This is a genomic window from Mycoplasmoides alvi ATCC 29626 (genome assembly GCF_000701785.1).
Lineage (GTDB): Bacteria > Bacillota_I > Bacilli_A > Mycoplasmatales > Mycoplasmoidaceae > Mycoplasmoides > Mycoplasmoides alvi.
In genome coordinates this window covers 1-22,261 of the sequence record NZ_KL370825.1, presented here as the reverse complement: position 1 = coordinate 22,261, position 22,261 = coordinate 1, and the positions used below count along the sequence as shown (strand labels likewise).

The following is a 22,261-nucleotide window of genomic DNA, read 5'->3' as shown; positions in this document are numbered from 1 at the left end:
CTTACTCCTTATTTTTTAAATCATTTGTATTTGATGCTAATCCATCATCATTTACATAATTTTTAGTATTTATGTTAATAGATCTTTGAACTTCTTCTGTTCGTTTTTTTTCAATATATATTTGAAATGATGATCTTGACTCATCAATTTTTTTCTGAACTTCTTCTGGTATATTCACCTTTGGAGCATCTGGATGCAACAATCAAGTTGCTGCTTTGTGTGTTTCAGTAATATCAAATAAAGGTGGATGATATTCAAAATCAATTTGCATTGCATATTTATTTCTAGGCGCAAAAGCATCACCTCGTGGAGGAGAAACTAAATTTGGTGGTGTTCCTGGGATTGATGATAACTTTTCATCTTTAGCAGATTCATTAGGAATTGAGGCAATTAAAGCTCAAGTATATGGGTGCTTAGGATCTAAAAATAATTCTTCAGTTTTACCTTGCTCTAAAATGCGCCCAGCATACATGACATAAACATAATCACAAAAGTTAGCAACAAGAGCAATGTTATGAGAAATAAAAATGATTGTAATATTAAATTCATCACGCAATCTTTTAATTAATTCCAAAACTTTAGCTTGAATTGTAACATCTAGAGCTGTTGTTGGTTCGTCAGCAATAATTAAATCTGGTCGTGTTGCTACAGCAATTGCAATTACAATTCTTTGACGCATCCCTCCAGAAAACTCATGTGGATAAGAGTGCATTCTAGATTCTGCATTTTTAATGCCAATAAAATTTAAAATTTCAATTACTCTTTTTTTGACAGTATCACGTTTGGTTAATTGGTGATATTCATTCCTATAACTATTTAATTTAGATGCATAATCATTATCAAATTTAGATAAATTTTTTTTTCTTTGTAAATATTTACGACGTTCAGATGTTAAAACTGCTTCAGCAACTTGGGCTCCAATTTTTTTTGTAGGATTCAAGGATAATAAAGGATCTTGTGGGATATATGAAACATAACTACCACGAATATAACTTCATGAATGTTTTTTAATTTTAGTTAAATCAATATCAGATAAATTTAATAAATCGGCCTCAATAACTGCATTATCATTGAATCCAATTAATGATTTTACACAAACAGATTTTCCGCTACCAGATTCACCAACAATACCAACAATTTGTCCTTTACGAACTGTTAAGTCAACACCACGAACAGCTTGTAAAATTCCATCTTTAATCTTGAAATTAACCTTTAAATTTTCAATACGCAAAATTTCGTCGTTTTTTAATTTTTGATTAGAATTACTAATAAAAACATTTTGGTGCAATGCCATAATCTAATTTCTTCCTACAATTCTTGGATCAATTGCATCATTCAAGGCATTAGCAATAATTTGAGCTGATATTGTAATTGAAGCAAAAGTAACAATTGGAGCAACAATTAAAGCTGTATTAGTCACTTGCCATGCATCATTTAACATAATACCTAGTCCCAATTCTGTTGTAGATTTTAAACCAATAAATACCAATGAAGCTTCATAAAAAATTGCTAATGGAATTAAATTAACAAAAATAACAGCTAGTCTTCCCATAATAATAGGAATCATATGTAAAAATATTATTCTTGCTTGACTTCCGCCTAAACTTCTTGTAGCTTGAACATATTCAGCATCTTTATTTTTTAAAATATAAGTTCTTGTGGCATTTGCTGGAGACATTCAAGAGATAAAAATTAATGCAGGAATAATGGAAAGATTGGAAATTGTCCCTGAACTAGAACCTGTAATAACAGCACCTAAAATAATTAATCAAACTAAAGTAGGAACTCCACTAATAATATCAACAATTCTCATCATAACAATATCAATAGTACGGCCAGCAAAACTGCCCGCAATGGAACCATAAACAACACCAATTAATGTAGCAGAAATTGCTATTATCAAAGCAATACTTAAAGAAATACCAACAGAAATTCATAATTTAGTTCAAATATCAATTCCAGAACCATCTGTGCCAAGGATAGATAATTTATCTACTAAACTTGGATAATTATAAGGACGATAATAAATTTTAAATCAACCCTCTAATCCAGGAACTGGTTCATAATGATCCAGCATTCCAAAATTTTGATAGAGATCAATCATATTTTGCTTGCCTGCAACAATGGCAATTGGAGAATCCATTAAAGTTAATCTAGGAGGTAAATTAATACCAAATGAACCAGCATTGCTAATTGGCGAATAAGCACTATATTGAGATACTAATGGTGCAATAATTGCTGTAAAAAAAATTATTAATAAAATTACTAATAAACCAGTTGCTCATTTATTTTTAAAAAATCGCTTTAAAATTTCAATAAAATATTTACTTGGTCTACCAACCATTTGATCAACACGGTTTAAACTATAAATATCAACTGGTTTGAAACTATCCTTAGTTATTTTTACATCCAACTGGGATAAAGATTTATCTATTTTTTCATTTGTCATCACTAAACAACCTCCTTTCTAATCCGCAAAATATTTTTGTTAATTAATAGATAATTAGCATTTTTATTTAATTCAAATTTTTCATAACAAACTTCTTCAATAATAACCTGTTTCTTTTTGTAATTAATCAAATTATTTTTAATTAAGTAATTATGAAAATTTGAACCACTAACAATTACTTGATAAGCATTGTTATCAAGTTTTTTTAATTTTTGATGCCATCTAATACGAGTTTCTAATGAAATAAAAATATTAAATAATGAAGTACTATTTTGCTGTGATAATTTAATTCTTGGGTCAACTATTGTGTATATCAAATCCAATAAAATTGAAATAGAAAAATACAAGCTTGATAAGAAAAGAGCTTGGAACATAACAATATTTACTTGATTAGTTTGAATTGCATTAACTAAAACTCTAGCAATGCCTGATACACCAAACATTTGTTCTAAAACAATTGAACCACTAATAGTTATCAATAAACTTGGACCTAAAATGGACAAAACTGGTATTAATGCATTACGAAAAACATGTTTAAAAAGAATTTCAAAGGTCCCTAAACCTTTAGATTTAGCTGTTTTAATATAATCTTGATTCAAAACATCAATTACTTCATTTCTAACATAGTATGTAAGAGTGGATGCTAACCCAAATGTTAAAGATAATACTGGCATAATTGATGACTGAATAAAAGTGCTAAAATTTCAATCTACATCACCAAAATTAGAAAACCTCAATGGCAATCCAAGAACACCAGCAATTTTCAACAAAACAACTCCTATAACAAAAGATGGCACTGATATAAATACTACTGATAAAACATTTACCAATGTATCTTGTCATTTACCACGATAAGTGGCGGCAATAAAACCAAATGTAAAACCAAACAAAATAGCTAGAACATAAGCCAATATTGCAATATACATTGTATTTGGCAATTTAGGAAATACTTCTTGTTGAATGGAAGTAGAAGATTTTCCATAAATTGGACCTAAATTACCACTAAATAAATTACTCCAATAATCTAAATAACGTTGAAAAATTGGTTTAGTAAGTCCAGCTGCTTCAAGTGCTTTTTGGTATTCTTCTTGGGTTTCATGTGGATTCTTTTGCAATGGAGAAATTGGCAACAATGACATTAAAAAAAAGATTATTGTCAATAAAATGAACAAAGCAAGCAAGGCAAATAAAATACGTCTCAAAATATAACTTAACATCATTTATTACCCCTTTCTTTGACATATGTACTATATTTATTTTATTTTAAATATTGAAAATCACGTAAATTTAATGGAGCGACACCGCTAATTCTAACTTTGAAAGTATCTTTTTTTAATAAGTTTATTATCGCTTCATTTAATCCATTTTCACTTCTAGGAATAAAATTAAATGAACGATCCGATGTTGATGTTAATCAAAGTGCATTTTCATCAGATAATCCAGCAAAAATGCCCATTTCATTACCATATAAATCAGCATTTGTTAATGTTGAAGAATTATTTTTTTTCTTAAATACTTTTGCCCATGGAACCAATTGATCAACTTTGGTTGGTGCTACATATTTATTATCAACAGTTCTTTGTTCTAACTCTATCATTTGTTCAGGACTGTTCAACATACTATTGATAGCATCACCATCGAAAACATTTGCAGCTAACATATAATTTACAAATTCAACAGCCTTTTTAGAATAATTAAAATCGGTTCAAATTTTTGAATTTGCTCAAGGGTCATTTTGAAAAATAGAATTTTTTGTATTATCTGGTTCTACATATTCAAATTTATTTTGATCAGATTTATATGTCACGTTCAAATCTTTTAATGCAACTATAATAGTTTTTAATACCATGGGAAATGAAGAGTATGTATTAGTGCTTGGGGCTCCATCAGATGTTAAAATTGAATTTCCTTCCAATCACGAACCAACTCCATCATAATCTGGGGATCATGAACTATAACCCATTGAACTTGATTGCTTATTAAATCAATCACTAGATGATGGTGTTGTTCCAGCACGTGGAATTAAATTAAAAGTAATATACCCACCACCTAAAGCTTCAATAGCTCGTTTTAAACTATTCAAATAATTTTGATACTCACTAGAAATTGAAGCTTCTCCATATTTGTATTGAAAAATTAATGGATTTTCTAAAGTTGCTCCGGCAGCTTTTAATGAATTAATAAAATTAGTTTTATTAATAACTAAATTAGTTTTAACATAATTATTGTTTTGAAATTCATAATACGGAATTTCAAATTCTGCTAATGGTCCTTCAAATAAAAAATTCTCATCAATTGAATTATCATCTACATGATCTACATAATCATTATAAGATCTGGGTAGTCCACCTATAATTTCATTCTTACTAATCGCTGAATAATATTCTTTGGAATTATTTAACTTGCTAATAATTGATACATCATTAAAAGGAAAAACACCATATGGTAAAGCTGATAACTGAAAATCACCAGAAGATAAATTTAACTTGGATAAAGCAAAATGATTAATTAAACCTGAAATTCCAGCTTTAAAAATTCGACCTTCTTTAGAACTAAAATTGTAAATAATTTTAGCTGCGCCTTCGCTAACATTTGCATTATTAGTAATTGTATCAGAACTACTAATTACATATGGTTTAGGTGTATAAACAATATAATTAGATTGCACAATTCTAGAAATTCCTGTTTGATATACTTCTGATGAATGGTTTAAAATAGCATCAGTTCTTTTGCTCTCTGGAACTACATTTACTCATGATTCTTGATTTGCAATAAAACGATTGTAAAACACTTCAGCATTACCTGAACCATAATTTAAAACATAACGTTTAATTTTATTTCCATTGTTTGGATCCAATGAATCTTTCATTCTTTCAATATATTTTTCATTTAAAATGCCAAGAATTTGACTATTAGTAAATGCATTAAAATAATATGGACCAGCAAATCATGTATGATCTAAAAAAACACCTACAGGACCAGAACCATATAATTGATTAAAGTTCGTATTAGTTTGATCCATAACTACATTGCCAGGAGTACCAGTTCAAGCAATTGGAGTTTTTGAATTAGTCAACCTAATATTTTTTACGTACTCATTATTATGTGGTAATGGACTAAAATAACTTTTGCATAAAACTGATAATATATATATGTAGGGTTTATTTAAATAAACTGTAAATTTATTATCATCTATGCTTCGGTAATTATCAATGTCATAATTAGGATCATCAATTGTTGGTGCATTATCATAACCTACTGTTCGATTAACATCTAAACCAATTAGATTAACAAAATAATCATTACGTTGATAACCAAGTTTGCCACCTAAAATATATGATTCTAGTCCACGTTCAAAATCTTTACTTGATAAATAATCTCTAACTATACCATTAGAATCAATTCATGGTATTTTAGTATCAATTGTAAAGACATATTTAGTTGCATTAGCTACAACTTCTTTATATGTAGGATTAGCATTAGTTAAAATATCACCACGGTTTAACGTTCCCACCAATTCTTCAACCACTTGACCATTGTTTGAAACTTCTTTATAAGCATCAACTTTTAAAGCAGCTTCAAATTTAAGATTATCTTCAGTAACTTGATCATGAGTTCCATCAGGTTTAAAATGAAATTGACCAGTTGTCTCATATGTTAATAAAGTAATAATTGTACTTGCAGCATATGAATCAATTGGCATATTAGAAAAAGGGGCATTTAATGGACCATTTTGAGAATCCAAAAATTGAGCAGCATTAGAATAAACAAAAGTGTCTTGATTAGATGTAGAAGAACATGAAGTAACTGACACTGTAAGCGTTGCAGAAACTACCCCAATGCCAATAAGTGAAGAAACCATCGTTATTAATTTTTTTTTATGATTCATATATAACACTACCCAATTCAAATTTATTTACAATGATCTATATGAAATATCAACAAAATACTTTGTAAGCAAACACATTTGCATACCATAGAACAATATAATAAGACTTTTAGTATTTTAGTATACTATATTAAATAAATTATTTAGACTTGAAAAGTATTTTTGCAAACTATTTAAATTTAAAATCTATCAAATAAAATGTGTTTTATTTTTATGTACTTTAATGATTAAATACTTAAAAATTAAACATTAGAAACAATAGGTTTGGTTTCAACTTTCAATGCAGGTGAATCTTTTTTAGAAGCAACTTTAGTTTTCTTTTTAAATGCTGGTATTTTATCTACAAATTGCAAAATAGCTATTTCAGTAGCATCACCCTGTCTTTTACCTAATTTTAAAACCCTTGTATATCCACCAGCGCGATTTTTAAATACTGGCCCAATTGTTTCAAATAAATATTTAATTGCATCTTTGGCACATATTTTTTGATTATCTAGTAATAATTTAGTTGCTAAACGACGATTAGCAATCGTATCTTTTTTTGACAATGTAATCAATTTTTCAATATGCTTTTGAGTTTCTTTAGCTTTTGTTAAAGTTGTTTTAATTTCATGATAAGCAATCATGTCAGTAACTTGCTGACGAATAATCATTAATCGACTAGCTGTTGTTTTTCCTGGTTTATTTATGTATGACATTGAATTTTTATCCTTTTAATTTAAGACCATATTCCAATAGTTTTTTGTTAATTTCTCGCAATGATTTTTTACCTAAATTACGAATCTTTTCAATTTCAGTTCTTGGTTTTTCTGTTAATTCTTGTATGGTTTGAATTCCATGGCGTTTTAAACAATTATATGAACGAACTGTTAAATCTAAATTTTCAATTGGAATTGATAATGTTTGACTGCGAATTTCTTCATTCTTTTCTCTCATTACTTGTAACTCATGTAAAGATTGATTAATATCAATTAATGGATTTAAATGAGCTACTAAAATTTTAGCTGCTAAAGCAATTGCATCACCTGCGCTAATTGTACCATTAGTACCCACTTCTAAAATCAAACGATCATTTGTTGATTGTTTAGATAACTTAACCTCTTCTACTGAATAACTGACTTTTACAATGGGCGAAAAATTGGAATCAATTGGAATGACAGATATTGTATTAATAAGGTCTCGGTTTTCATTAAAAGTTTTAAATCCTCGTCCCCGAGTTACATAAATGTCCATATTAAATTTCTTGTCAGATGTTAAAGTACAAATATGTAAGTTTTTGTTAATAACTTCAAAACCAGCCGGACATTCAATATCAGCCCCTGTTACTGCTCCTGTACGATTTAAATTAATTTTTAAAACTGGTCATTTTTCTAATGTTGTTTCTGATAATTTATCGTCACTAATGATATTTTCATTAATTGACACAATTAAATTTTTTAAATTCAAAATAATTTGAGTCATATCCTCTACAACATTAGGCACAGCTTGAAATTCACGAGTTACATCATTAACCTTAACAGCAAACACACTAGCGCCAGGAATATTGGAAAGCATAATTCTTCTTAAAGCATTTCCAATAGTTATTCCAAATCCACTTTGCAGTGGTTGAATACTATAACGACCATAATTTTTTGTATCATCTTCTTTTACAACATTAATTTCATATTTTAAAAAGTGTTCCATTTACAATAATCTCCTGTGCTATCGTGGTTTTTTTGGCGGGCGACAACCATTATGGGGAATAGGTGTAACATCATTAATTTCAGTAATCATTAAACCAGCAGTTTGCAAACTTCTAATTGCTACTTCTTTCCCACGGCCAACACCATTAACACGAACTTTAATTGATGTTAATCCCATTTCTACAGCATCCTTAGCAGCTGCTTCTGCAGCAACACCTGCAGAATAAGGTGTTTTCTTTTTAGTTCCTTTTAAACCAATTGTTCCGCTTGATGCTCAAGTGATGACATTACCCTTTTCATCAGCAATTGAAATAATTGTATTATTAGAAGAAGCATGAATATGCGCAACACCATTTGTGAAAGATAATCGTTTCTTTTTTGCCATTTATCATTACTCCTATTACTTGGACTCAATTTTCTTATTCGCAACAGTCTTGCGTGGACCTTTACGAGTTCTTGCATTTGATTTAGTTCTTTGCCCGCGTACTGGCAAATTACGACGATGACGCAAACCTCTTCATGAACCAATTTCCATTAAACGTTTAATGTTAAATGCAACATCACGTCGCAAATCACCCTCTAAAGTATATTCACTAGCAATATTACGAATTGTAGCTAATTCTTCATCACTTAAATCTTTAACTCGTTTATTTTTATTAATGTTAGATTTTTTTAAAATTTCCTGAGAACGAGATAAACCTATACCATAAACATATGTTAATGCCACTTCAATTCGCTTATTGTTAGGAATATCTACACCTAAAATTCGAGCCATAAATATTTAATCCTTTCTCAATTATTAACCTTGACGTTGTTTGTGTTTAGGAATTTTGCAAATTACACGAATGCGTCCATGACGCTTAATAATTTTGCAATCTTTACAAATTGGTTTTACTGATGATCTAACTTTCATAATTTAATTAGTTCCCTTTCCTATCAATTTAAAGAAAATTAGTAAAACAACTTTAAACTATAATTATTCATCATTTTTAAAGCGATAAGTAATTCGGCCACATGTTAAGTCATACGGACTAAACTCAACTTCTACAGTATCGCCTGGTAAAATGCGGATTTTGTTCATTCGAATTTTACCCGACACGTGCGCCTCAACTTTCATACCATTTTCTAATAATACTTTAAACTTATCACCTTTTAAAGCTTCTTTTACTACACCTTTAATACTAATATTGTCTTTCAAAAATATATTTCTCCTATTGAGTTAAAATTTCACAACCATTTTCGGTTACAAGAACCATATGCTCTCAATGACATGTCATTTGAGGAATATTACTGATAACCGATCAATTATCTGAACCTAAATGAACATCTTTGTTTTTGGATAGAACCATTGGTTCAATACAAATAACCACACCTGGCTTTAACTTAAAACCAACTTTAGGTTGTCCATAATTCAAAATTAATGGATCTTCATGAATCTTTAAACCGCAACCATGGCCACCATAATTTTCTAAAATATGGTAACCATGCTTCTCAATATAGGTTTGAATTGTATGTGAAATATCACCTATATATGTTCCTGGTTTAATTATTTTAGCAGCCTCATAAATAGATTGTAATGTTACGTCTGATAATTTGATATATTCTTGATCAACTTGAGGTCCAAAAATGGTAAAAGCTGAATCACAAATATAATTCTCATATTTAACACCAAGATCTAAACTTAACTTATCTTTTGGTCCAAATTTTTGATCATGGGTACCAATACCATGGATAATCACATTATTTAATGACATGCAATTATACCCAGGGAAACCATTGTACCCATGAAAAACACATTCTGCTCCAAAAGATTCAATTGTTGTTTTTGTAAATTCATCTATTGATTTTAAATCTTTATTTACAAAATTTTCATTTAAACAAATGTCACGAACTTTTTTAAAAATAGCACAAGCTTTTTTGATCCCGTTAATTTCATCGTTATTTTTAATGTAAATCATACTAAACCTTTAACAGTTTTAAGACATTTTCAATAACGTCTTCTGCTAATAAGTTAGCATCTATTGTAAATAAAATATTTTTGTTTTTATAAAAGTCAATAACACTTTTAATTGATTTTTGATATTCGACAATTCGATGTTTAATGACATTAAGATCATCATCTTTTCTTGAAACTAACAAAGTTTTATCATAAGCACATAACTTTAAACTATTTGGGTCATCAAAATCTTTACTACCAAATACTTTTTGACATTTGGGACATACCAATCTACTAGCAAGTCTTCCAACAATCATATCCAAATTAGTAGGTTCTAACAAAATTGCAATATCAATATTTATTAATGTATCTAAATATTTTGCTTGATCTAAAGTTCTTGGATATCCATCAAAAATTAACAAAGGTTCATTTTTTTCTTTCAAAATAGATCCTAAAGCTTCTTTTACAACTTCATTAGTTATTTCATCAGGAACATACTTTCCCTCTTGAAGATATCCATTTAGTTTTTCGCCAAGCAAACTATTATTGTTAATCATTTGTCTAAACATATCACCAGTAGATAAATGTACAAAATTATAATGATCATGTAAAAACTGTGAGACTGTACCTTTTCCAGTTCCTGGAGCACCTAAAAAAACAACCTTTTTCTTACTTATCATAAGTCACTAACATTGTCCTTGTCATTATCATTAACTGATACATTTGAACTGCTTTCAGTTTTATTTTTACTATTAATTGGATTTAATTCACTTGCTTGTGCTAAAACAAAACTATTGACAGAAGCTGCAAGCTGTTGGCGCATTTGTTGATAATTAGTTGTTGTGGCTGCAGATTTTAATGAATTAAACAACTCCAAACTAGCAGCTACCATAATTACAATTCCAGTACCTCCTAAACTTAATGTATTTGGTATTCCTAGTGTAGCAGAAATAATATATGGAATAATTGCAATAACAGCTAAAAAAGGTGCGCCTAAAAAATTAGTTCTCATTAAAACTCTACTAATATGTCTTTCTGTTTCATATCCAGGTCTAACTCCAGGGATAAAGCGGTGGCTTTTTTCAAAATTTTTTGATAATTGCTCTGGACTAATTTGAATATAACTATAAAAGAAAGTAAACAAAATAATAAGAACACCATAAATAGTAATTCCAACAGGTGTTGATAATGATAAATAATCCTCAACAAACCAACGCGCTTCCCCTTGAGGTGTAAATTGAGCAATTGTAATAGGAATAGACATAATTGAGGATGCAAATATTACTGGAATTACTCCTGCTGAATTAATTTTGATAGGTAAATATGGTAAAGCATTTAAATCCTCAATCATTCCTTGACCAGTTTGCTGAATTGGAATTTTACGAACCGAAATATTAATAAATGTTGTTGCAAACAATAAAATAAAAAAACCTAAAACATAAACACTAAATGAAATAATTGATGTCAATAAAGGATTAACAGTAATTACTAAACCAGTAATTACATTAAATACTGTGACAAAACCAGCAGGTAATTGTGCCAAAATACCACTTAGAATTAATAAAGTAACACCGTTCCCAACGCCTTTCTTAGAAATCATATCGCCAATAAAAATTGAAATATATGTTCCTGATGTCATTGCAATAATGTAAAAAGCTTTATGAGCAGCATCATTTTGAGAAATAGTAAAGGCTCCGCCATTACCAGATAATTCAATAATTGCAAAAGCTTGAACAAGTGCAAAAGGCAAAGTCACAATCCGTGTAATAACTTCAATTCTTTTTCTACCTAGTTCACCACTTTTTGCTAATTGGGAAAGTGGTGGAATTAAATCAGTTGATAACAACTGCATAATAATTTGACTAGTAATGTATGGACTTACTCCAATTGCAAACAAAGACAATTGACTTAATCCGCCACCACCCAATAAATTAAATAATGAAAAAAAATCATTTGTTGAAGAAGAACCAGATGAAGTATTATTAATTGTTATTCCGGGCAAAGGAATTGTAGAAATAATACGGAAAATTAACAACAAAAATAGAGTTACCAAAACAGAAATCATAAAATTTTTGTTTTGTAGTAAAATAATTATTTTTTGACCAAATGATTTTTTCTTAATTGAATTAGTCATTTTTTACCTTATTTTGCAAGTGAATTTTTATATTCCTTTAAAGCAGTTGATAAATCAACAATAACAACCTTTCCTCCAGCTGCTTCAATCTTATTTTTAGCCCCAGCAGAAATTTTTTGAACTTCTACTACAATTGGTTTTGATACATCTACATTACCGATTATCTTAATTGGTTGTTTAGATTTGTTACTAATCAAGTTACAATTAACAAAATTAAGTCTTTTATATTGACTTTCGGTTTTGTCAATCAAATTTTCTAAATTAATTGTTACATATTTAGTTTTAAAATTATAAGTACTAAAACCAAATTTAGGTAATCTTCTATATAAAGGTGTTTGCCCCCCTTCAAAACCTGGTCTTGTATGCCCAGATTTACGTGCCTTTTGTCCTTTTTGGCCACGACCACTAGTTTTACCTAAACCAGAACCGTGACCACGACCAACTATTTTTGTTCGATGATTACGTGATTTAGGTGTACTTTTTAATTGATGCAATTCCATATTATATTCCTACCACTTAAGTAAACTAAAGATCCCGTAATTCCTTGCCTCGTAAACGAGCAACTTCTTTTGGTGTTAATTGATTAGTAATTCCATTTAAAGTAGCACTAATCATATTTACAGGAGTGTTTTTGCCAAGATTTTTAGTATAGATATCTGTATAACCAGCAAGTTCAATAATTGCCCGAATTGGTCCACCAGCAATAATACCTGTTCCAGATGGAGCTGGTTTTAATAGAACTTTAGCAGCACCAAAACGACCAACAACTTCATGAAAGATAGTTCCATGTTTATTTATAAATACATCATGAACATTTTTTTCGGCTGCACGCAAAGCTTTTTTAATAGCATTAGGAACTTCTAGTGCTTTTGCGAGTCCAAAACCAACCTTGCCACGGCGATTACCTATTACAACTAAAGCGCTAAAACGCATGTTACGTCCCCCTTTAGTTGTTTTAGAAATTCGACTAATTTTTACAATTCTTTCTTCATATTCAGATTTAGACTTACGTTCAACTTTACGTTTGTTACGTTCATCATTATTTTTTTTAGCAGCATTAGTTTTATTAGTTTTGCTTGGATTGGAAGCGATTGCAACAGCTTCTTCTTTATTAGTTTCTTTTTCAATGCTATTCATAATAAACAATTATTTCCTTTTAAAATTTCAAACCAGCAGCTCTTGCAGCATCAGCTAATGCTGCAATTCGACCATGGTATTTAGAACCACCAGAATCAAAACCAACTTCCTTGATGTCTTTAGCTAACAATTTTTTGGCAATTTCTTGACCAACTAAAGCTGCATTTTCTTTATTTCCATTTTTTAATTTCATAGATTTAGATGATGCAGATGCAACTACTTTATTTTCTTGATAATTTCAAGCTTGAACATTAATATGTAAATTTGATTTAATAACAACTAAAACAATTTTATCATTATCTATTTTGCGAATGCGTTTAGTAATGCGCTTGTGGCGCATTTGTCTACGTGCTGTACGGTTCATATTAATTTGTTTCATACTTTAATTATAACCTCTTGCAAGCATAAATTACTTTTTACCTTCAGCAGTTTTCCCTGCTTTACGAATAATATGTTCATCAACATATAGCACGCCTTTCCCTTTGTATGGTTCTGGCAAGCGTCACTTACGAATTTGGATTGCAAATTCACCAACTAATTGCTTATCAACTCCTGTGATACTAATCAAGGTGTTTTTATCAACAGTCACTTTAATACCTGTTGGAATTTTAATATCAATTGGATGTGAATATCCTAAAGCTAAATTTAATGTTGTTGGATCTTTTAGAGTAGCACGGTATCCAACTCCAACTAATTGTAATTGTTTAGTAAAACCCTGAGTTACACCAATAATTGCATTTTTTAAAAGTGCATTATATGTTCCATGTAACATTTTAGTTGTTTTTAAATCATTTGTACGTAAAATTTTTGCAGTATTATTTTCAATTTTAAAATTCAAAACATTAGATTCACGTGGTAACTTAATATCAACTTGACCTAATGGTCCTTTAACATTAATTAGATTAGTAGTTAAAGCAATATTAACTCCATTAGGTACTTCAATAACACGATTGCCAATTCTGGACATGATAAATACACCTCTTACTACCAAATATATGCGATAACTTCGCCACCAATTTTTTTAGTACGTGCTAACTTGTCGGTCATCAAACCTTCACTTGTAGAAATAATTGCAATCCCTAATCCATTTAAAACCTTTGGTAATTTTTCATAAGGTACATAAACTCTTAAACCAGGTTTAGAAATTTGTCTAATTCCATGAATAGTTGCAACTTTATTTTCATCAAACTTTAACTTCACTTTAATAAAAGCTTTTGTTTTATTTTTATTTTCAAATAATTCATAATGTTTTAAATAGCCTTCTTTAACCAAAATTTCAAGAATTGCAATTTTAAGTTTAGAAGCTTGCAATTTTACATCTTCGAGCTTAGCACGATTAGCATTATTAATTTTAACTAGCAAATCAGCCACTGGGTCTATATGTGACATAATCTAATACCTCCTCTCTCTCTACCATGAAGCCTTTTTAATTCCTGGTATCACACCAGCATAAGCTAAATCTCTGAAGCACAAACGGCAAACACCAAATTTTCGATAAACAGCTTTAGGACGTCCGCAGCGCTTGCAGCGTGTATAAGCTCTTACAGCAAATTTTGGTTGTTTTTGTTGTTTTTGTTTTAATGCTGTTTTTGCCATAGATTAATGATGTTCCTTTGTTTTTATTAATGGTAATCCTAATAATGTTAATAATTGTAGTGTTTGTGCTTTATTATTTGTAGAAGTAACAAGTGTAATATCAAAACCACGAACCTTCTTAATATCATCATATACAATTTCAGGAAAAACTATTTGTTCTTTAATACCAATTGTATAATTTCCACCGCTATCAATACTTTTTGGTGATAAACCCCTAAAGTCACGAACTCGAGGTAAGGCAATATTGATTAATCTTTCTAAAAAAGACCACATTCTAGCTCCACGTAAGGTTACCTTGCAACCAATTGGTTGACCCATTCTTAGTTTAAAAGTAGCAATTGAATTTTTAGCTTTAGTCACAACAGGTTTTTGGCCAGTAATCAATGTTAGTTCTCTAATACCTGATTCTAACAATTTAGCATCTTTAACTGCATCGCCAATACCCATATTAATAACAATTTTTTCAATTTTAGGTATTTGCATTACAGATGATAAATTAAATTGTTTTTGTAATTCGGGTCGAATTTCCTTTAAATATTTTTCTTGTAATTGACTTGCCATTATTTGCCACCCAATGCATTTTGTGTTTTTCTTGAAACACGAATTTTATTCTTTGTTTTAGAATCAATTGTATATTTAACTTTTGCAGGCATTTGTTTCTTATCTTTTGTATCAATTAATGCCAATTTGCACAATTTAATTGGAGCTTCTTGCTCTACAATTTCACTTTTCTTAGTATTACGTTCATCGCCTTTTTGATGCTTCTTGACTTTATTAAGACCTTCAACAATTGCTGCATTTTTTTTATTCAAAATTTTTAGTACAATTCCAGCAGCTCCTCGATTTTTGCCACTAATGACAATCACTTGATCGCCTTTTCTTATCCTTTGCATAATCATTTCCCTTTCTAAACTACTTCAGCTGCTAATGAAGTAATTTTGATAAAGCCTTTTTCACGTAGTTCACGAGCCACTGGACCAAAAATCCGAGTTCCTCTTGGGCTTAAATCTTCTTTAATAATTACACAAGCATTATCAGCAAAACTTACATGTGTGCCATCTGAACGCTGACTGCCCTTAACAGTACGAACAATAACTGCTTTAACTACTTGTCCTTTTCTTACCATTCCTGTTGGAATGGCATTTTTAACAGAGACAACCACAATGTCACCAACACCTGCATATCTTCTTCTTGAACCACCAAGAACTTTAATAATGCCAACCTCTTTTGCGCCACTATTATCAGCAACATTTAAACGAGTCATAAATTGAACCATAAAATTCTCCTTTATTTTGCGCGTTCAATAATGCTGCTAACGCGTCAACGCTTAGTAGCAGATAGTGGACGAGTTTCTGTAATTTCAACACGATCACCATTTCTTGCTGGTTCTTTCAAATCATTATGAGCATGATAACGCTTATGTTTGATAACTAATTTATGATACAAAGGATGTTTAGTCTTTAATTCAACTTCAACAGTTGCTGTTAATTTCATTTTGTCACTAACAACTTTTCCTACAAGAACTTTGCGACGATTTCTTTCCATTGCTAAACTCCTTTTCTACGTGTTCTAGATGACATTTTGTTTGTTGTTTTTTTAACTTTGGTTGTTTTTTTAGTTTTTGAAGATACTTTTTTCTTAGCAACCTTTTCTTTCTTTACAATTGGTTTTTGTTGTTGTTTTAATTCAGCAACTTTTTTCTTGTTTTCTTCTCGAGATTTTTTAGATTTAGCTAATTTTTCATTACGAATCTTTTGCATTTCTTCTCTAGCTTGTTTTGCTTTTTGTTGAACTGGGTTATTTTGCTGAACACTTATTTTATTAATTCTAGAACCAACTAATCTTGGATCAACTTTACGTTCAGTTAGAATAGTATAAATTCTTGCAAGTAATCTTTTGGTATCCTTAATTAAATGAGGTTTATCCAATTCACCATAAGATTTCTTAAAACGATATTGTAATAATTGACCTTTTAAACGAATAACTAAATCAATTAACTCATCTGTTGTTTTAGCACGTAATTCCTTATTCATTATTGTGCTCCTTTAGATTCGCGTGAAACAATTTTTCATGTTACAGGTAATTTATGTCCTGCTCTAGTTAAAGCCTCAATCATTTGATTTATTGGCAAACCAGCAATTTCAAACATAATTGTTCCTTTTTTAACAACTGCAACTCAAAATTCAGGATTACCTTTACCTGAACCCATACGTACTTCAAGTGGTTTTTTAGTTTTAGACATTTGTGGAAAAATGCGAATTCACATTTTACCTGTTTTACCAATATACTTGCTTATAGCAATCCGTGCTGATTCAATTGATCGTGTATCAACTCAAGATCCAGATGTTGCCATCAATCCATACTCACCAAAAGCAACATAGGCATTGCCCTTAGCTTTTCCTTCATAACTAACATTATGAGGTTTACGGTATTTTGTACGTTTTGGTTGTAACATTACTACTTACCATCCTTTTCAAGAATTGAGTCACCAAGTATATCAGATGATTCAATTATTTGACTACGTTCAGATTTATGACTTGCTTTTGTTTTCTTGTCATAACTCTTATTAGATCTTTGCAAGTGAACAGGTTTTTTATTTAGATCTTTACCAAAGATTTCGCCACGATTAATTCAAATTTTGACACCAATAACTCCATATGACATATGAGCTTCTTCCAAAGCATAATCAATGTCAGCTCTTAATGTTGATAACGGCATATTACCTTCAATATACATTTTGTCTCTGGCAATTTCTGCTCCATTTAAACGACCAGAAACTAAAACCTTAATTCCTTGTCCACCAGCAGTTAAAACTTTTTTTAAAGCCATTCTCATTGCTGAACGTAATGGCACACGATTTTGAATGTTATCTGCCATTTCACGAGCAATTAAACGAGCTGATAAGGCTGGGTTACCAATTTCATTTACAGTTAAATCAACCTTAACATTACGACCAACAATTTTATTAATTTCTTTAATAATAGCAGGGATAGCATTTCCTTTTTGACCAATAACTAAAATTACTTGGGAAGCGTAAACAAAAATTTCAATTCATTTTTTACCTTGTTTTTCACCACGTTCAATTTCAATATTACTTATGTTAGCATCATGGTATTTTTTGAAAAGAAATTTACGAATTTTTTCATCTTGAACTAATCAATCACCCATTTCTTTGTCAGTTCTAGCGATTCAACGTGATTGCCAGTTCTTGTTAATCCCATATCGTAATCCATTAGAATTTACTTTTTGACCCATAAACTATTTAGTTGCTCCTTTTGCTCTTTTTTGACCTTCAGTTCTTTTGATTACTTTTGCCTTTATTTTTTCAACAATTATTTTACGTTCATTACGATTATCTGAAAGTGTTAAAACAAAATTAGTAGAACGTTTACGAATAAGATCTGCACTACCCTTACTTCTAGGCAAAGTTCTTTTAATTACTGGTCCTTGATTAGCTAATGCCTCAAAAACATATAATTGATCTGCTTTCATTGCATGATTATTTGTTGCATTGCTAATAACACTATTTAAAAGTTTCAATAAAATACGTGCACCTTTTTTATCAGTGTTAGACAAAATTGTTTGTGCTTCACTAATGGATTTATTAGCTATTAATTGACAAACTAATCGTGCTTTTTGAGGTGATATACGAACGCGGTTTTGCTTTGCTTTTGCAATCATTTTATTTTACCTTTCAAATTAACGGTTAGATGTATGCTGTTTAAAAGAACGAGTTGGAGCAAATTCACCTAACTTATGACCTACCATATCTTCTGTGATATAAACATTTATAAAATTTTTACCATTATGAACACTAAAAGTATTACCAACAAATTCAGGAAAAATAGTACTCCTTCTTGATCAAGTTTTAATTGGTTTCTTTTTTTCAGTTGAATTCATAGCAATAACTTTTTTTAATAAACTTGCTTCAACATAAGCACCTTTTTTAGAACTACGGGACATATTGTTTTTCCTTATTTGTTACGAATGATTAAATTAGTTGATGGTTTTTTATTGTTGCGTGTTTTAACACCCATATGGCGTTTACCTCATGGTGTACGAGGAGCATCTCTACCTACTGGACTACGACCTTCTCCACCACCATGGGGGTGATCATTAGGATTCATTGCAGAACCACGAACAGTTGGTCTAATTCCCCGATGGCGATTGCGACCAGCTTTTCCGATTACAACCAAGTTATGATCTTGATTAGAAACAATTCCAATAGTTGCTCGGCACTCTTTTAAAAATTTACGAGTTTCCCCAGAGCTTAATTTTAGAATTACATATCTACCAGTTTCATCTGAACCAAGAATTTGTCCATATGTACCTGCGCTTCTTGCAACTTGACCACCTCGCTTAGGTGTAAATTCAATATTATGAACCATTGTACCTTCTGGGATAAATTCAAGTGGCATACAATTACCAAGAATAACATCTACAGCTTTTTCACTAGAAATAATTTTGTCTCCAACCTTAATACCATGAGGAGATATAATGTAAGTTTTAGCACCATTTTCATAACTAACTAAACTAATAAAAGCGCTACGGTTTGGATCATATTCAATTGTTTTAATTGTCCCAACTTTGTTATCATACAAATTACGTTTAAAATCAATTATTCTATACTTACGTTTGTGACCACCACCATGGTGACGAACAGTAATCTTACCTTGGTTATTACGACCACTATTCTTTTTATTTTTAACTAACAAAGATTTTTGAGGTTTGTTAGTTGTTAAGTCTTTTCGGTAATCAATAACAGTGGCATGATGAATTCCACTATTAGATCGATTAACAATTTTCTTTACTGGCATAAACTATTCCTTTTTTGCTTTAGAATCATTTGTATTTTCAGGTTTTTCACCAGTAACAAGAATTTCAACACCTGGTGGCAAAGTAATAACAGCAATTTTTTTCATCTTTGTATATCCAGGTTTTGCTGTTCCTGTTTTTGTTCTTGAAGGTTTACGAATTTTTACATTTACACTAATAGGGTTAACACCATATATTGCAGTAAATGCTTGACGAATTAAAGTTTTATTAGCTTTTAAATTGACTTGAAAAGAATATTTCTTTTTCTCACTCATAGTTTCAAAATAAGATTTTTCAGTCAAAACAGGTCTAATTAGAACGGTTGTTAAATCCATATTAATTCATCCTTTCCATTCACTGATTTAAAGCACTTGGTTGCACAATAACATTTTTTGCATTAAGCATATCTTCTGTTGATACTTGATTTCATTTTTTTAAAGTTATATTCTTTAAATTATTAGCTGATCTAGATAAAATTTCATTATCTTTACCAATAACAATTAAAACTTTAGATTTTTTATTACCAATAATTTTTTCAACAAGTTTATTTAATGCTTTAGAAGAATAAGAATCTGGTTTAATATCATCATTTAAACCCATAACAACCATTTTATTAACTTGATGAGTAAATGCTGAACAAAAGGCTAATTGACTAATTTTTTTATTAACTTTTAAAGCATAATTGCGATTTGGTTTAGGTCCAAAAGCAATTCCGCCCCCTACATAATGAGGATTTCTAATTGAACCTTGACGAGCTCGACCAGTGTGTTTTTGCTTGTAAGGTTTTTTTCCTCCACCACTAACTTCACCTTTTTGTAAAGTTGAATGAGTTCCTTGTCGTCTACTTGCTCTTTCAGATATAATTGAATCAAAAATAGCTTGTTCATGAATTTTATCAACAAGTAATTTTTTATCAATTTCAACCTCACTAGAGATTGAACCATCAATATCAAAAACCTTAATTTTACTCATTTCCTACATCCTTAGTATTTTCTGGAACTATTGAAGCATTATCTACCACACTTGTTTTTGCACTACCATTAATATCAACCAAATCATATGTATAAACTTTATTTGGTTGTTTTTTAGATGTTGTAATTCTTACAACTTGACCAGATGGACCTGGAACAGCGCCCTTAACTAAAACAATGTTCTCTTCTGGTTTAAAAGCAACAATTGATAAATTTTGGATAGTGCAAACTTCATGTCCATAATGACCAGACATTTTTTTACCTTTAAAAACACGTTGTGCTTGAGAACCACCACGTCCAGTTTGAACTGAACCTTGGAATCGATGAGGATAACCAGCACCATGTCCTAAAGGACCAATTTTAAAATTTCATCTTTTAATAGCACCAGTAAAACCATGACCTTTGGTAATACCTTGAATATCAATGCATTGCCCTTGTTGAAATAGATCAGTAATTTTTAAAATTTGACCAATAGAATAACCAGTCATTCCTCGAATTTCTCGTAATATTTTACGTGGTTCAACATTGTTTTTTTTAAACAAACCTTTTTGAGGTGAATTTATTTTCTTTTCACTAACTTTTTTAAACCCTATTAAAGTAGAGTCATAACCATCTTTTTCTTTAGTTTTCACAGACACAACTTGATTTTCTTCGACATGAAGAATGGTTACAGGAATTAAGCAACCATTTTTTTCAAAAACTTGTGTCATTCCAACTTTAGTTCCTAATATACCTTTCATAAATTATCTCCTAATTGATGCACAAAATTTAAATATAAATCTGTAAATCCACGCCAGCAGGAATTTTAATTCTTTTTAAATTTTCAATTGTTTTTTGATTTGCATCTTTTAAGATAATTAGACGCTTGTGTGTTCTTCGTTCAAATTGTTCACGAGAAGCTTTATCAACATGTGGTGAACGAATAATTGTAACAACTAACTTCTTAGTCGGCAGAGGAACAGGGCCGCTAAATTTGGAACCAGTTTCTTTAACTATTTCAATAATTTTTTTGGCAGAACGGTCCAAAAGACGACTATCATATGATTTTAATTTAATACGTAGTTCTTGCATTTCAAAATTGCCTTACTTTATTATTAATTTATACCGTCATTTAATTTGACAACTGCTATTGGTGTATTAATTTAACAAACAAAAGCTTTTACATTTTAACATAAATACTATCCATTTCAACACTTTTTTGGAACTTGTTTTAATCACATTTTTTGTGCTTTGAATGTACTTATGTTTTAATTAATGAAACTGTTTAAATGTAATGTAAACTTCAAAAACTAAAGTAAATCTTTTTAAGTAAAACAAGATTTTAATTAAATTAACTTAAATTGATAATTTAATTATGTTTAAAAACTAATTTTATTTATCAAAATAAATTTATTAAATATCTACAACAAGAACAAATTATAAAAATTAACATCTTTAACTCAACCGAAATGTAGTAATTGAGTTAAAAATGTACATTTCAAAATTTCTTCAAAATTGTATAGTTCTTTTTGTCAAATAAAACCATGTTGTTATTTAGAGTGGTAGTAAGTATATACTAAAGAATGCTATCACACCAAAATGCATATCATAGATTTTAAGTATTTAATCCGGTTTAAGTCTACTAAAGAACGCTATCACACCAAAATATATTT

General features: G+C 29.9%; 33 protein-coding genes. All 33 read right to left on the bottom strand.

The window, feature by feature from the left end; translation table 4 throughout:
• Position 1: 1 nt before the first annotated feature.
• Positions 2–1,294, bottom strand: coding sequence for an ABC transporter ATP-binding protein (locus T383_RS0102990; protein WP_052664046.1), 1,293 nt, complete (start codon positions 1,292–1,294; stop codon positions 2–4).
• A gap of 3 nt (positions 1,295–1,297) precedes the next feature.
• Positions 1,298–2,449, bottom strand: a complete 1,152-nt coding sequence (locus T383_RS0102985) for an ABC transporter permease (RefSeq protein ID WP_052664045.1) — start codon at positions 2,447–2,449, stop codon at positions 1,298–1,300.
• Positions 2,450–2,451: 2 nt separating this feature from the next.
• A complete protein-coding gene (locus T383_RS0102980) occupies positions 2,452–3,669 on the bottom strand; it encodes an ABC transporter permease (RefSeq protein WP_084269093.1) in 1,218 nt (405 codons plus the stop codon).
• 38 nt (positions 3,670–3,707) lie between these two features.
• Positions 3,708–6,338: an MG321/MPN456 family lipoprotein gene (locus T383_RS0102975; protein ID WP_033160199.1), complete on the bottom strand. Its 2,631-nt coding sequence runs from the start codon at positions 6,336–6,338 to the stop codon at positions 3,708–3,710.
• A 242-nt stretch (positions 6,339–6,580) separates the two neighbouring features.
• Positions 6,581–7,036 carry a 50S ribosomal protein L17 gene (rplQ, locus tag T383_RS0102970; protein ID WP_033160198.1) on the bottom strand — a complete coding sequence of 152 codons (456 nt, stop codon included), beginning with the start codon at positions 7,034–7,036 and terminating at the stop codon, positions 6,581–6,583.
• Between the two features lie 7 nt (positions 7,037–7,043).
• Positions 7,044–8,021 carry a DNA-directed RNA polymerase subunit alpha gene (locus T383_RS0102965; RefSeq protein ID WP_033160197.1) on the bottom strand — a complete coding sequence of 326 codons (978 nt, stop codon included), beginning with the start codon at positions 8,019–8,021 and terminating at the stop codon, positions 7,044–7,046.
• An 18-nt stretch (positions 8,022–8,039) separates the two neighbouring features.
• Positions 8,040–8,405, bottom strand: a complete 366-nt coding sequence (gene rpsK, locus T383_RS0102960; protein WP_033160196.1) for a 30S ribosomal protein S11 — start codon at positions 8,403–8,405, stop codon at positions 8,040–8,042.
• 15 nt (positions 8,406–8,420) lie between these two features.
• On the bottom strand, positions 8,421–8,795 hold the full coding sequence (gene rpsM, locus T383_RS0102955) for a 30S ribosomal protein S13 (protein ID WP_033160195.1): 375 nt from the start codon (positions 8,793–8,795) through the stop codon (positions 8,421–8,423).
• A gap of 24 nt (positions 8,796–8,819) precedes the next feature.
• Positions 8,820–8,933 (bottom strand): 50S ribosomal protein L36, encoded by a 114-nt coding sequence (rpmJ, locus tag T383_RS0102950; RefSeq protein ID WP_033160194.1) that lies wholly within the window; start codon positions 8,931–8,933, stop codon positions 8,820–8,822.
• 63 nt (positions 8,934–8,996) lie between these two features.
• On the bottom strand, positions 8,997–9,218 hold the full coding sequence (gene infA, locus T383_RS0102945) for a translation initiation factor IF-1 (protein WP_033160193.1): 222 nt from the start codon (positions 9,216–9,218) through the stop codon (positions 8,997–8,999).
• Between the two features lie 13 nt (positions 9,219–9,231).
• On the bottom strand, positions 9,232–9,978 hold the full coding sequence (gene map, locus T383_RS0102940; protein ID WP_033160192.1) for a type I methionyl aminopeptidase: 747 nt from the start codon (positions 9,976–9,978) through the stop codon (positions 9,232–9,234).
• 1 nt (position 9,979) lies between these two features.
• Positions 9,980–10,636, bottom strand: coding sequence for a nucleoside monophosphate kinase (locus T383_RS0102935; RefSeq protein ID WP_033160191.1), 657 nt, complete (start codon positions 10,634–10,636; stop codon positions 9,980–9,982).
• The gene (gene secY / locus T383_RS0102930; RefSeq protein WP_084269088.1) at positions 10,630–12,090 is read right to left on the bottom strand and encodes a preprotein translocase subunit SecY; all 1,461 of its coding nucleotides are present in this window, start codon (positions 12,088–12,090) and stop codon (positions 10,630–10,632) included. The genes T383_RS0102935 and secY overlap by 7 nt, the downstream gene beginning before the upstream one ends.
• 8 nt (positions 12,091–12,098) lie before the next feature.
• The gene (gene rplO / locus T383_RS0102925) at positions 12,099–12,590 is read right to left on the bottom strand and encodes a 50S ribosomal protein L15 (RefSeq protein ID WP_033160190.1); all 492 of its coding nucleotides are present in this window, start codon (positions 12,588–12,590) and stop codon (positions 12,099–12,101) included.
• Between the two features lie 25 nt (positions 12,591–12,615).
• Complete coding sequence (gene rpsE / locus T383_RS03650; protein ID WP_036433738.1) at positions 12,616–13,227, bottom strand: 30S ribosomal protein S5; 612 nt, start codon at positions 13,225–13,227, stop codon at positions 12,616–12,618.
• Positions 13,228–13,246: 19 nt separating this feature from the next.
• The gene (rplR, locus tag T383_RS0102915; protein ID WP_052664044.1) at positions 13,247–13,606 is read right to left on the bottom strand and encodes a 50S ribosomal protein L18; all 360 of its coding nucleotides are present in this window, start codon (positions 13,604–13,606) and stop codon (positions 13,247–13,249) included.
• A gap of 30 nt (positions 13,607–13,636) precedes the next feature.
• Entirely contained in the window at positions 13,637–14,194 is a 558-nt protein-coding gene (gene rplF, locus T383_RS0102910; RefSeq protein ID WP_033160189.1) for a 50S ribosomal protein L6, read from the bottom strand.
• A gap of 17 nt (positions 14,195–14,211) precedes the next feature.
• Positions 14,212–14,616 carry a 30S ribosomal protein S8 gene (gene rpsH / locus T383_RS0102905; RefSeq protein ID WP_033160188.1) on the bottom strand — a complete coding sequence of 135 codons (405 nt, stop codon included), beginning with the start codon at positions 14,614–14,616 and terminating at the stop codon, positions 14,212–14,214.
• 21 nt (positions 14,617–14,637) lie between these two features.
• On the bottom strand, positions 14,638–14,823 hold the full coding sequence (locus T383_RS0102900; RefSeq protein ID WP_033160187.1) for a type Z 30S ribosomal protein S14: 186 nt from the start codon (positions 14,821–14,823) through the stop codon (positions 14,638–14,640).
• A 3-nt stretch (positions 14,824–14,826) separates the two neighbouring features.
• Positions 14,827–15,384, bottom strand: a complete 558-nt coding sequence (gene rplE, locus T383_RS0102895; RefSeq protein WP_033160186.1) for a 50S ribosomal protein L5 — start codon at positions 15,382–15,384, stop codon at positions 14,827–14,829.
• A complete protein-coding gene (gene rplX / locus T383_RS0102890; RefSeq protein WP_033160185.1) occupies positions 15,384–15,716 on the bottom strand; it encodes a 50S ribosomal protein L24 in 333 nt (110 codons plus the stop codon). The genes rplE and rplX overlap by 1 nt, the downstream gene beginning before the upstream one ends.
• A gap of 14 nt (positions 15,717–15,730) precedes the next feature.
• On the bottom strand, positions 15,731–16,099 hold the full coding sequence (rplN, locus tag T383_RS0102885; protein WP_033160184.1) for a 50S ribosomal protein L14: 369 nt from the start codon (positions 16,097–16,099) through the stop codon (positions 15,731–15,733).
• An 11-nt stretch (positions 16,100–16,110) separates the two neighbouring features.
• Positions 16,111–16,368 (bottom strand): 30S ribosomal protein S17, encoded by a 258-nt coding sequence (gene rpsQ, locus T383_RS0102880; RefSeq protein ID WP_033160183.1) that lies wholly within the window; start codon positions 16,366–16,368, stop codon positions 16,111–16,113.
• 2 nt (positions 16,369–16,370) lie between these two features.
• Positions 16,371–16,856: a 50S ribosomal protein L29 gene (rpmC, locus tag T383_RS03865; RefSeq protein ID WP_033160182.1), complete on the bottom strand. Its 486-nt coding sequence runs from the start codon at positions 16,854–16,856 to the stop codon at positions 16,371–16,373.
• Complete coding sequence (gene rplP / locus T383_RS0102870; RefSeq protein WP_033160181.1) at positions 16,856–17,278, bottom strand: 50S ribosomal protein L16; 423 nt, start codon at positions 17,276–17,278, stop codon at positions 16,856–16,858. The genes rpmC and rplP overlap by 1 nt, the downstream gene beginning before the upstream one ends.
• Before the next feature lie 2 nt (positions 17,279–17,280).
• A complete protein-coding gene (rpsC, locus tag T383_RS0102865) occupies positions 17,281–18,078 on the bottom strand; it encodes a 30S ribosomal protein S3 (protein ID WP_033160180.1) in 798 nt (265 codons plus the stop codon).
• 3 nt (positions 18,079–18,081) lie between these two features.
• On the bottom strand, positions 18,082–18,504 hold the full coding sequence (gene rplV, locus T383_RS0102860) for a 50S ribosomal protein L22 (RefSeq protein ID WP_033160179.1): 423 nt from the start codon (positions 18,502–18,504) through the stop codon (positions 18,082–18,084).
• Positions 18,505–18,522: 18 nt separating this feature from the next.
• The gene (rpsS, locus tag T383_RS0102855; RefSeq protein ID WP_033160178.1) at positions 18,523–18,786 is read right to left on the bottom strand and encodes a 30S ribosomal protein S19; all 264 of its coding nucleotides are present in this window, start codon (positions 18,784–18,786) and stop codon (positions 18,523–18,525) included.
• An 11-nt stretch (positions 18,787–18,797) separates the two neighbouring features.
• Positions 18,798–19,640 carry a 50S ribosomal protein L2 gene (rplB, locus tag T383_RS0102850; RefSeq protein ID WP_033160177.1) on the bottom strand — a complete coding sequence of 281 codons (843 nt, stop codon included), beginning with the start codon at positions 19,638–19,640 and terminating at the stop codon, positions 18,798–18,800.
• Positions 19,641–19,643: 3 nt separating this feature from the next.
• Positions 19,644–19,973: an uL23 family ribosomal protein gene (locus T383_RS0102845; RefSeq protein WP_033160176.1), complete on the bottom strand. Its 330-nt coding sequence runs from the start codon at positions 19,971–19,973 to the stop codon at positions 19,644–19,646.
• Position 19,974: 1 nt separating this feature from the next.
• A complete protein-coding gene (rplD, locus tag T383_RS0102840) occupies positions 19,975–20,610 on the bottom strand; it encodes a 50S ribosomal protein L4 (protein ID WP_033160175.1) in 636 nt (211 codons plus the stop codon).
• Complete coding sequence (gene rplC, locus T383_RS0102835; RefSeq protein ID WP_156940254.1) at positions 20,603–21,349, bottom strand: 50S ribosomal protein L3; 747 nt, start codon at positions 21,347–21,349, stop codon at positions 20,603–20,605. Before rplC ends, rplD begins: the two co-directional genes overlap by 8 nt.
• Positions 21,350–21,377: 28 nt before the next feature.
• Entirely contained in the window at positions 21,378–21,680 is a 303-nt protein-coding gene (gene rpsJ / locus T383_RS0102830; RefSeq protein ID WP_033160174.1) for a 30S ribosomal protein S10, read from the bottom strand.
• Positions 21,681–22,261 lie beyond the last annotated feature (581 nt).